A 13,258-nucleotide genomic window follows, 5' to 3' on the forward strand; every position below is an offset into this window, starting at 1 on the left:
GCTAAAGTCTATAGGTTGTCCTGTAACTTTTGTGAGGGTGATCGCTGGATTGATAACTGATAGTGTACCAGCAGGGGGTAAAGGGACATCTTTGACCCTGGAATTTTTTGCAGAATGCTCAATATATCCAAACTGCCGTTATAAAGAACTTGAATGTCATTTTTATCAATTAAGACATTCACGTCTTCAACTACACCAGTGATACCTTCGATGATATTTGTGGCAACTTCTGGTAGGGAATTTACCACTTTCTTAGTTAACCAATCTTTTAACTGCTTAACAGGTAGCTTATCTGCTTTAAAGCTAAAGTCGGCATTTCTACCAGGATTAAGAATGGTGATACTGGGATTTTGAACATTTAGGGTTAAATCGGAGACATTGAAGCTATCTGAATCACCACGAATACCCTTAATAATATCCATCAGGTTCAAATTTCCCTGATACATGACCTGCAACTGACTGTCACCAAAGCGCACATCCAGGTTTTGTCCGATGTTAGCTAAGGTGTTAAATATCGATAGCAGTTCGCTGGGTATAAGGGCTTTTGCTTGGTCTTTTAACCAGTTAATTAATTGTTCTTTGGGTAATTGAGCAGCAGCAAAGCTATAGCTGGCATTTTTACCTGGGTTGGTGATGGTGAGACTAGGGTTAAGAACTGGTAAATCTAAACTTTGAATTGGTAGTTCATTAACTCCAGGAATTTCCTTGAGGACATTACTTAAATTCACTGTTCCTTGGAAGGAAAGTTGAATTTGATTTGTACCAATTTCTAAGTCAATGCCTTGAGCGATCGCACTCAAGCTACCGAGAATTTTCGCTACATCTGCGGGCAGTAATTCTGTAGCTTTTTCTTTTGCCCACTTTGCTAATTCTTCTTTGGGTAAGCGATCGCTCTTTAATAGATACTGTGTCTTGAGTCCTGTACCTGGTTTGGGATTAATAATGGTAATGCTGGGATTGGTGACAGGTAAGTTCAACCCTTTGAAGAAACTAACATCTTGCAGTCCAGGAATTAAACCAATTACTTGGGCAATATCCAAATTACCGTTATAGGCAATTTGCATTTGTCCATTACCCAAAGTAAAGTTGACATCCTTGGCTATGTTCAGTAATTTATCCAGAACACCTTTCACCTCAGCAGGTAAGATATCGGTGGTGGTATTCTTCGCCCAGTTAATTAAATCTTGGGTAGGTAGTTTATCAGCCGCAAATACATAATCAAATGTGGCCAGAGTTGCACCTGCGGCTTTACCTTTATTAATCAAAGTAAAGCTGGGATTAGTAACATTGAGTTTTAATCCATTCAGAGGTAATTCTTTCACTCCTGGGATCAAACTCGCTATCTTCATTAAATCCACATCACCCCGGTAGTTAACTTGGATGATACCCTGACCAAAGATCACATCTAAATTTTCTGACAGATTATTAAAGACTGACTTAACTTCTGTCGGTATTTGACTGCTGATTAAATCGAGTAATTCCTGTTTTGGTAACTTGTCAGCCGCAAAGCTAAAGCTGGCATTTTTCCCAGGGTTAAGGATGGTGAGACTGGGATTAATAATATTCAGTGGTTGGGTAGTCGCAGGTAGTAAGTCTTTGACTCCTGGAATCAACCCCAGCACTTTCACCAAATCAACAGCACCATTATAGGTAAGTTGAATTTGGTTATTACCTACAACTACATCTAACTGTTGTGCTTGGGCTGTGATAGTATCGAGAACCGATTGTACATCAGTGGGTAATTGCTGTTTAATCCAAGTAACAAGTTGTGTTTTTGGTAACTCGTCTGCGGCGAAACTGTAGCTGGCATTTTTGCCAGGATTAGTAATTGCCAAACGGGGGTTAAGAACGGGTAATTGCAGATTATTGACAGGTAGTTCTTTTAATCCGGGAATTTCTTTGATAATCGTCGCTAAATCCAGTGCGCCTTGATAGTTGAACTGCACTTGATTACTACCCAACTGCACATCCATCTTATCTGCTACAGCTAGGAGTGAATCAACAATACTCCGTACTTCCGCAGGTAATTGGTTTTTAATTTCTGTTCCTAACCATTCAGTTAATTCTTGTTTGGGTAAACTTTCCGCGGATAAGCTAAAGGTGCGAGTTTTGCCGGTGCGTGTAACTGTAAAACTGGGGTTGAGAATAGGTAATGTGAGATTGTTGGGGGTGAAACTTTCTAACCCTGGAATTGTTTTCAGTGCTTTAGCTAAATCCACTGTTCCCAAATAGGTGATTTGGGTTTGTGCATCTCCTACCACTAAATCAATTTGGGCAATTTCATTGAGGAGTCCAGTTAAGAAATTCTGAACACTAGCATCAGAGACATAGGTTTTTACCTGTTCGGTTAACCATGTCTTCACCTGATTCATGGGGAGATTATCTACCCCAAAACTTAAACTGGGTGTTTGTTTGGGATTGGTGATGGTAATGCTAGGGTTAGTGAGAGTGAGATTTAAGCCTTTGAGGGGTGATAAGAAATCTCCTAGTTGAGTGCCGATTTGATCAATGATAGTTTTGAGGTTTAAATCACCCAAGTAACCTATTTGAATTTGGTTATTGCCAAATTTCAGGTCAATATTTTGCACTATATCCAGTGCTTTTTGCAGAAATGATTGAACATCGGCAGGTAATTGTTGGAGAAGGGTAGTTTTTACCCAGTTGACTAATTCAGCTTTGGGTAAACTATCACTGCTAAATGTGTAGTCAATATTTTTGAGATTCTTAGTACCCAAATTGCTTAATGTCAAACGGGGATTAGCCACAGGTAAAGCTAAACTATCTAGGTTTGGTAATTCTTGAATACCGGGAATTACCTTGACAATTTTGGCTAAATCAATATTGCCTTTATAACCTAGTTGTAATTGGCGATCGCTAAATAATACATCTACCTGTTGAGCAGCATTAGAAACGGTATTTAAGATTGATTTCACATTATCCGGTAACTGTTGCACCAACCAATCAATTAATTCTTGTTTCGGCAGGTTATCAACAACAAAGCTGTAATCAATATCTTGACTATTAGGGTTAATAATTGTCAGTTTAGGATTAGTGACAGGTAACTTCAGTGTATCCAGTGGCAAATCTTGAATTCCCGGTATTTGTTTGAGTATTGCCCCTAATTCTAAATTACCCAAATAAGCAACTTGAATTTGATTTTTACCCAGTTTCAAGTCAACATTTTCTGCAACTTGCAATAAATTATCTAAAACGTTTCTTACTTCTTGAGGTAACAGTGATACAGCTTTTTCCCTCAACCATTTAGTTAATTCGTCTTTGGGCAATCTGTCAACACTGAAGACATAATCAATATTGTTAACACCTTGATCCAAATTGATCAATGTCAAGCTGGGATTGGTAACAGGTAAATTCAACCCATCTAAGGGTAAATCACTCAAACCAGGAATGAATTTAATAAAGCTATCTAATTGCAAATCACCTTTATAAGTAATTTGCATTTGTTTTTTACCCAGAACCAAATCCACCCGATCTAATCCTGAATTCAACAACTGAGTTAAAATCGTTTGAGCTTCTAGCGGTAATAAAGATTTCGCCTGATTTCCTAGCCAATCAAGAATTTGACGTTTTGGTAAACTATCCGCAGCAAAGGCATAATCAGGATTGGCAGATTTAGGATTAGTAATTGTTAAGCGGGGATCATTAACATTTAAAGTTAATCCTGTCAACGGTAAACTGTTGACACCTGGAATTTCCTTGATGATAGTTGCTAAATCTAAATTACCTTGATACGCAACCTCAATTTGGTTTTCACCCAATACCAAATCAACTTTGTCTGTCAGTGCTAAGAGTTTATTTAAAACATTTTGCACTTCTTCTGGTAATAGGACTGTACCTTGCTTAGTTACCCAATCTGCCAGTTGTTGTTTAGGCAAACTTTCCGCTACAAAAGCGTAATTTGCACTCTTACTTTGAGGATTGGTAATGGTAATACTGGGATTTTTAACAGGTAAGCTCAAATCATCTAAAGGTAATTCGTTAATACCGGGAATTTCCTTAATGACTGTAGCAATATCTAAATCACCTTTAGCAGTAATTTGGATTTGTTCTTTACCTAATACCAAATCAACATTTGCTGTCAGCGCCAAGAATTTATTGAAAATATCTTGCACTTGTGTAGGCAGCAATGTTTTGGCTTGGTTAGATAACCAACTTACTAACTGCGCTTTCGGCAAATTTGCGGCTGTAAAGCTATAGTTCGCACTCTTACTACCAGGATTAGTAATAGTAATGCTGGGTTTTTCCACAGGTAAAGTTAACCCATTCAAAGGTAAATCTTTAATACCTGGAATTACTCCTCTTAACTGAGCTATATCTAAACTACCTTGATAGGTAACTTGGATTTGGTTTGAAGCTAAGACCACATCCAAATTTTGTCCGAATTTTAGCAGTTCATTGAGAACAGTTTGTACTTCTGCGGGTAATAAATTTTTACCTTTATTTGCTAACCAAGTGACTAATTCTGCCTTGGGTAAACTGTCAGCAGCAAAGCTATAATCAGCATTTTCTAAACCAGGATTGGTAATTGTTAATCTGGGTTTGGTAACAGGTAATTTCAACTCATCCAGTGGTAAATCTTTCACACCTGGAACTACGGTTCTCAGTTTTGCAACATCTATTGTTCCTGCATAAGTAATTTGCAGTTGTTTGTCATTCAAGCCAATGTCAATCTGTGTTGCATCTTTGAGGAGGGTTTGCAATGCAACTTTCACTTCTGGAGAAGCATTTTTCAGAACCGCAATTAGCTGTTGATTGATTGCAGAGACATCTGTATCTGGCTTCCCTAACCAAGTTCTGATGGTTTGTGCAGAGATGTTGCTAAAAGTAGAAGTTAACGGTGCAGTGGCTAGAATTGTTTGTAAATTCTGGTTATACTGTACAGTTTTTTCTCCTACTGTTTCCGTCAGGGTTTTGTCAGCTACAGGAATTTGTTCAATATCCTGACCGGGGACTGTAGTGCTAGGTGCTTCAGGTAATGTAGCTTGAGAATCGGTCAGAGGTTGGATAGCCTCTTTTTCCGTTGGTACAGAGGGTAAGGTTTGGGTTTGGGGAATTGTTATCTGATCAGCAGGAGTAGTTTCCACTTGAGATGCAGCCACATCAATGGTTGTAACTGCTGGGGTTGCTTCTTGGAGGTTATTCTTACCTGCTTGTGGGTCTTTGAGTTTGATGTTAAAGGAAATCCCTAATTTGGTGGGATTTTTGGGATCATCAGCAAAGTCTACTTGCAAGAAGCCAAGATTACCCTTACCTTTGAAATCGTCTAAATCGAGGCTAACATCTGCATTAAATTTTGTTTTCTCTGGATCAAGATAAAAACCGAGTAGTTTATTGATACCAAAGCCCAAGCTAACATCATATTTAAAGTCACCTGTGAGTTGTCCTTGGGTGTCAAAACCAATACCTAGTGCTGGCACACCTAAATCACTGGATAAATCCAATTTAAACAGGTTGTACTCTTTACGCAAGTTAACTGCAAAGTAGACATCGGTATCTGTCATTTTGGTAGTGACATTTACCCCTGTCGCACCTAAAGCTGATAAAGCATCTGTGAGAATCTTCTCTAGCTTCGTGGAAGTAAGTTGATCTCCTTCTAGTTGATTTATTTGCTTACTGACAAGATTACCTAAATCTGCCATTAAGGTGGGAGAACGACCTTCTAACGAGCCGATGATGGGCAATTCCAAATTGTTAATTGTGGATTGCAGGGTATCCAAACCTGCTTTTATCCCTTCATTGGTTTGGGTTTTATCTAATACCCGATCAGCTAAACCTACGATTTGATCTGCTACTGGCAGATTGTTGTAGTTGGGGTCACGACTGGTAATTTGATATTGAATGCTGGCTTCATGGGGCTGACTGGGATTGGTATCATCTTCGACAATCCCATCATCAATGGCTTGGATATTGACAGTTTGCAGCTGATACCAGTTGTCTGGTTGGAAAGTTAAGGTAATGAAGTCAGCCGGTCTAATGATCTTCTTTGTAGGATCTTTAGGATCAATATCAACATTAATAAACCTTAGCTGTTTTTTCTTGTTATTGTCTTTATCAACAATGAATGTATTACTGGTTAAGGTTAAGGTGACTGGTGCTGAAGGTTCACTCAGTAAGGAAAGTTCATATTGGGAATAGCGAATTTCGTCTTTGTCATTGGTTTTAAAAGGATCATCCTCAATGGCTACTGCACGATTACCACCAGTGACAATTCTAATGCCAGGAACATCATTGTCAATGATATTCAGGCTAGATGACTTAGAATCACCTAATTTATAGCCATCACCGGGTAGTAACTCAACGGTGACAGTTTCTGATGGGAAACGGGCAATAGAATTAGCTGTAATTTGATTAGCTATGGACGAGTCAACTTCTACCTGAATCTGTCCTTTGTAATTGAGAACGTTATTATCAATAGGATTGTTTACAGTTGTAACTGTCCATATCGCCCCATTCTGTAAAGTACCATTAATGCCGTTAATACCCTGAATTTGTGTTGTTGTTCCTGGTTGGTTAAAATTACTGGTATTAGCACTGAAGTAAACTTTCAAATCAGTTTCTTGATCTGTAAGAAAACGGTTGATGTTTTCCTTAATTTGTTGGTGGCTACGTACTGTGTCCCAAACCCTTAATTCAGCAATATCACCGTTGAAATACTTTTCATTTGACCAATTACTTTGGGCGATAAAGTTCTTGCTACGAGATATATTTTGAGCGATGTTTTGCCCAGCTTCTGATTTAACTAACTCACCATTAATGTAAAGAGAAGCATTACCTTTACCATCATTAACTCCAGCAACATGAATCCATTCTCCAGTAGGTATCTGACTATCTGAGGTGACTTCTGTATAGCTTGAGCCATTATATGTTTCTAAGCGTAATCTACCTGTAGCACCGTCAAAGTTCAAAATGATATTATCGCTGCCTTGGCCATTACCAAAGTCAATAATACGGGCGCGAACATTACCAGTGTTACTTTGAGGATGTTGATTAACTCTCACCCAGGCTTCAACGGTAAAGTCACCACCCATTGTCAGACTAGGTAGAGAAACATAGTCATTATTACCATCAAAGCTAAACCACCCTTGTCCAAATTGATCAATTCGACCTGGGGTTTTAACTGAACCTGTTTTTTGACCAGCCAATTCAACAATACTGGCTGTAGGTACATCAATTATATTCTTCTGTTCCAGAGTAAAATCAGCTAACTGAAGCTCAATTCCTCCATTGTTTTTGGTAATATTGAGACGATAATAACGATAGGGTTGTGGATTATTGACTGTAAAAGCTTGCTGTTCAAACCGATTAGCAAATTTAATATTTGCCCGTGTATCTAGTGGGACAAAATTTTGACCATCATTTGACCCTTGTAATGTCCAATCAACCGGATCTCGACCAGAGAAATCATTAGCTGAGGTAATGTAATATTTGCTTACAAGAGTAGGATTATTAACAAATTCGTACTGAATCCAACCTGAATTATTACTAATTAACCATTTCGTTTGTGAGTTTTTATCAGCAGCACTTTCCTTTTGTTCTCCATTGGGAGAACTTAAACTAGAAGCAGTAATGAGAATATTATCACTGGCTACTACGCCTTTAGCTGAGACATCTAAAGTTAAGGTGGTTTTACCGTTGTTAGTAGTGCCGGGAGTAACTTTATTAATGGTAAAAGTTAGGTCTTCAATTCTCTTGTCATCAATGGGAACAATTGGTAATAAAACTTGATTACCAAATACCCGCACTTTGCTCGTATTAATAGATTGGTAATCTGCGTTTAAAGTTGCAGTGCCACCAACGATACGATAGTTAACTTCAATACCTGTATTATCTGGAGGCAGGTTATTGGAATCACGATCTAATTCAATGATGAAATAGCCCGGTGTAGAGTAAATTTCTGCTCCGGCTTTGCCTGGAATAATTCTAGCAGTGGGAACATCGTTATCTTTGATGATAACTTCTAAGGGTTTGAAGAAAATATCGTTGGTGGTTTTCCACTGCACACCGTTTTGGAATACGCCATTGTGGTTATTTCCACTACTGTCAAAAATTTGGTTAGGCGTTGCTTGTTGGGAAGCGGAATTGTAATACAACTTCAATCCCGGCTCATTACCCACCAGGGATTTGTTCTTGTTCATATTGGCTTGAATCTGCTCTTGTGTGCGAGCAGCATTCCAAATTCTTACTTCGCTGATTTGTCCAGCAAATTGCCGTCCTGTTGCTTCGGCATTCTCACCAATCAATACATCATAATTATTTGTAGGAAGAGTCCGACTAACTTGAACTTGATTATCCAGTTGTCCATCAATGTAGAGAGATAATGCTGCACCATCATATACTCCTGCCACATGATGTAATTTACCATCATTGACATTAGTTATGCCTCCTACCACATTTGTTGTATTCCCACCACCAATCGCAAATTCTAAACTATTGGTATTGTTGTTGCGAGCTAACCGCCAACTACTATCACCTTTAGTAACAATAGATTGCCAGTTTTTGTTGAACTGATCAACTTTGATCCAGGCTTCAACGGTGATAACATCTGTGAAATCAAAATCCGATTCTCGATCTACTTTAATGTAGTCATCAATGCCATCGAATTGCAAGAAGGAGTTAACAGTGGTGCTTAGGCTGTTATATTTTGGATCTTCACCACTGACTTGGAATGCGATTAAACTCTTTTGCAGATATTCTACTTTGTTATCATCAACCGCAGTAATTTGAATTGTTTGCGGTGTATTCCAGTTTTGTGGATCGAAGGTGATGCTGTGAGTATCCCCTGGGTTTTTACCTAAGAAGTAAAATTCTTCATTACCAGGAGTCATCGTGACTACAACTTTACCTACAGGTTGACTATTCAGCTTAATACTAAAAGCGTCTCCTGCGCCTTCTGTTGTACTCGATAGGGGCGTAACTGTGAATCCTTGTGTGTCGTTATCATCATTGTTAGCGATGACTAATTGATCTTTAACGTAAAGATTAAATTCCGCTAATTGAAGTTCATTTGCACCGCCATTAGCTAGAATATTCAGCCGATAGTAACTGTAGGATTTACCGTTATCAAAGGTAAAGGTTTGAGTTTCAAAGCGATTATTAAATTTAACTCCAGACTGCCGATCTAGAACTTCAAAGTTTTCGCCATCGTTTGAGCCAAGTAATTCCCAATTGATGGGATCTCGCTGTGGAAAATCGTTAGCTGAAGTTAGGGAGTAACTATTAACAACTGCTGCACTATCTAAAAATTTAGCTTGCAGCCAACCTTGCTTGTTAAAAATTAACCATTTAGTAGCAGAATCGTTGTCAAAAGCTTTCTCTTTTTGTTCAGTTGTTGGAGAATTGGGATCGGAAACAGAAAGTTGATTGTTCGCTTTCCCTAGTTCAATTAATCTGTCAGTAATTCCTAAACTAACTTGATAATCATTGGTGTCATTGTAAGTGGGATCTTGGCTGCGGACACGATTAGTAATTGCATAACGAACTTGCCCATCAGCAACGCTATCATTTTGAGGAACAACCGAGAAGCTTTGGGGTTGATTCCAATTATCTGGTGTGAAATTCAGGACAATTTCTGAGTCGGTGATGGTAGTTGTATTGCGTGTTGTTGTTAATATTCCTTCACCGGGGTTGCTGCTAAAAAAGTATAATTGAACCTTATCTGTCGGTTTGCTGGTCAGTTGAGCGGTAAAGGTAAGAGGAGTATTACTGTTTTCCTGGGTTGAGAATTGTAAACTGCTGATGGGTTGCCCTTGGGCATTTTTCAACAAAATACCAGCTTTTTCATTATCCTGAATAGTAATAGTTTTCTGGACATTCTCTGGTTGCTCGGTATCAACTCGATAACCTTGTCTTTGATTTAATCTGATGTTGATAGTTTCGTTGCTTTCTTTGATTTGATCGCCAAAAGAGTTAATGGTAATTTCGGCGGTGGTTTGTCCTTCAGGAATGATAATAACTTGTTCTTGATATTGTAGTTTGCCATCAGCTGCACCAATTACCGCATCTAAATCACCATCACTATTAACATCGGCAAAAACAGACGCACTGTTAGCTTGTACTTTCCAAGTGTTGCTGGGCGAGTTGGCATTATCTAAGGTAAAAGCAGGTGTGGTGGCATTACCTGTGTTGCGATAGAAAGATATAGTACCATCTTTGCGTCCTACAAATAGGTCAAGGTCGCCATCGTTATCGGCATCTATAATATTGGGATTGCTGTTGTCACCGATATCAATATTATTGAAGGGGTTGCTAGTGCCTGTTTGGGCTGAGAAAGTGGGTTGTTTTGGTGTACCCGTGTTTTTGTAGTATTTGATTGTGCCATCGGCTGCACCAATAACTGCATCTAAGTCACCATCTTTATCCAAATCAGCAAAGTTGGGAGTGCTATTATCACCTACATCAATACCGTCAAAAGGATTATTTGTACTGGTGCGTAGTCCAAATTTGATTCCTGTACTATCAGTAATATTTTCGTAGTAGGATATCTTACCTGCACTATTGCCAATAATGATATCTAAATCCCCATCTTTATCCAAATCAGCAAAGGTTGGAGTGCCGTTATTGCCGATATCAATGCTGTTGAAGGGGTTTTTGCTTCCTGTTTGTTCAATGAAGAAAGGAAGTCCCGGAGAACCAATATTCTCATAAAACTTCACAGTACGATCAGCATTACCCAAGGCAAGATCCAAATCGCCATCTTTATCCAAGTCGGCAAAGCTGGGAGTGCTAAAGTTGCCAATATCAATCTGATCGAAGGGATTTGCAGTGCCAGTTTGTGACTGGAAGATATTAGTGTTAACTATGAAATCTTGGTTCAAGGTTGCAGTGCTACCATCTACAGAGAAGGAGACTGTCAAACCACCTTGAGGTGCTGGTCTATCGAGTGTAATTTGTACTTTTTGTGAACCGCCTTCTTCAGCAATAGTAGCATTGTTTCCTGAGAATTTTGCTACTGGTAAAGTTGGATCAGGACGAGTTATATCTGATGAATTAATAGCAGTATTACTGTCAATGTTTTGATTGGTAACAGTAATATTTTGTTGTAAGTTAGTGTTGTTGTAGTTAGAATCTGCGCTGCTTGGTGTTGCTTGAATCTGATAAGTGATATTACTATCAACTAAAGTATCAGCCTTACCAACAACAGTAATTATTTGATATTGATCCCAATTATCAGGTGTGAACACAATTGGAGATATAGTTCCACCTTGATAAAGTTTTAATTCACCTTCGGTTGTATTTAAACCTGTAAAACTAACAGTTACATCGCTACTGGGTTTACTTTGCAAACGAATGGCAAAACTTTCTCCATCTCCGTTTTCAGATGTTTGCAAAGGACGGAAACTAGAGGCAATAATGGGGGTAGGTTGACCTTGTGCGTTTAAGTTCTGTAAATTAAAGCTGACATTAGCTATTTCTAATCCAGCAATATTGCTATCAATGATTTGCAGGGCTTTGCTTTGATTATTGCTATCAATTGTGTAGCCGTTACCAGAATTTAAGGAAATAGTAAGATTTTCCTTTTGTTCTTTAATAGAGTCACTAACTGGAAAAATAGGTAATATAGCAACAGTTTCACCTTTGGGAATGATAATTCTGTGATAGAGATTAAATTCCGCTAATTGTAGTTCGTTGGCTCCATTATTGCTGGTAATATTCAGGCGATAATATTGATAAGCCTTAGTGTTGTTGATTGCAAAAGTTTTAGTTTCAAAGCGGTTAGTAAATTTAATTCCTGATTGTTGGTCTATTTTTTCAAAGGTGATACCATCGGTTGAACCTAATAGTTCCCAACTTTGTGGATCTCTACTAGGTAAATCATTCGCTGAGGTAATGATGTAGCTATTAAAAATAGCTGCATTATTATTTGGTAATTGATATTGAATCCATGCAGATTTAGCAGAAATCAGCCATTTGGTATTGGTATTGTTATCAAAGGCTTTTTCTTTTTCTTCACCTACCGGAGAAACCAAACTGGAACTGGAAGCGGAAATTTGTCCATTAGCTGGTCTGGTATTAACTGTACTTAAATTCCCTGTATAGTCACTGCCTAAAGTTGCAGTCCCACTGACAGTATAGCTAACTGTTAAATCTTCTTTGGCAGCATGACTTAGTTGTAGTCTAAATTGACCAGGTTTATCACTATTTTCAGTAATACTGCTATCAGCCAACAAACTCAATCTAGGTGTACCTAAATCTTGAAGTTGCGCTCCCTCCGTTACCTTGTTTTGTAAAGGTATCTGCGTAGTAACAGGAACAGAAATGTTCAATTTAGTATAATTACCATCTGTACTGCTAACACTTGCTGTCAGATTAAAGTCGGAATTAACACCATTGAGTGTAATCGTTTGCCACTGATCCCAAGGATTAACAATTGGTGAATTTGGATCTGGTGCATTTGAATTAGGTATAACATTGACTGACAGCTTATATTTACCAGAATTTTGGCTGCTATTATTTATTCTGGTTAAACCGTAATCTACACTATAATAAGCGACACCAATGTAGTAAGTATCGTCAGATGTAATTGTATATTCAATTGAGGGATCGGTTGATCTGCCAGGATCATCATCTTTTTCAGTGACAATTACACCTTGGGAATTAAAAAGTTTTAATCTAGAATCTAAATTAGATATTATGGGATTCGTAGACCTAGCATCTACACGAATGCTAATTGTATCACCTTTTCTGAGGGCAATTTTAAATAAATCAACATCAGTTTTGGAATAATCGCTACTAATTTCACCATCAAAAGTGAACGCCGTTGTTGTAATCGCAATAGCTTTTTCTGATGTATCATTAGGTTCAATTGTACCTGTTGAACCTTCCGTTAAACTCCTACTTCCTGAAATTAATGAGGAGCCTTTGGAAGCTTGATATTGAAATTGAATCTGATTATAATCTAAATTCCCAGAAGTGGGTTGATTGAATTGAACAGTAACATCTTTAGTAGGTTGACTGCCCAATTTTACTTTAAAAACTGATTTGCCATCCCTGATTACCAAGGGATTATTCGTGTTAACTAATTGGTCATTTTGGTCAACAATGAATACTTGCGATTGATAAAGACCACTATCTTCTATAGTGATATCGGCAGTAATGTTGTTAACAATCTGACCATTTTGTTTTAACCGGAAATTGGAAATATCTTTATTATTAGTGACATCCAGATCAAAATAATAGGGTTGAATGTCTATTCTTAAATTTTCCGCGTTTTCTTTAATGGCATCTGGTAATGCCATAAAGT

1 protein-coding gene is annotated in these 13,258 nt (G+C 38.1%); it reads right to left on the reverse strand.

All coding sequences use genetic code 11. The annotated features are described in order from the left end of the window. Positions 1 to 8: 8 nt before the first annotated feature. A complete protein-coding gene (locus tag ANA_RS18675; protein WP_015081566.1) occupies positions 9 to 13,253 on the reverse strand; it encodes a LamG-like jellyroll fold domain-containing protein in 13,245 nt (4,414 codons plus the stop codon). Positions 13,254 to 13,258 lie beyond the last annotated feature (5 nt).

Source organism: Anabaena sp. 90, assembly GCF_000312705.1.
In the GTDB taxonomy this organism is placed as follows: domain Bacteria; phylum Cyanobacteriota; class Cyanobacteriia; order Cyanobacteriales; family Nostocaceae; genus Dolichospermum; species Dolichospermum lemmermannii.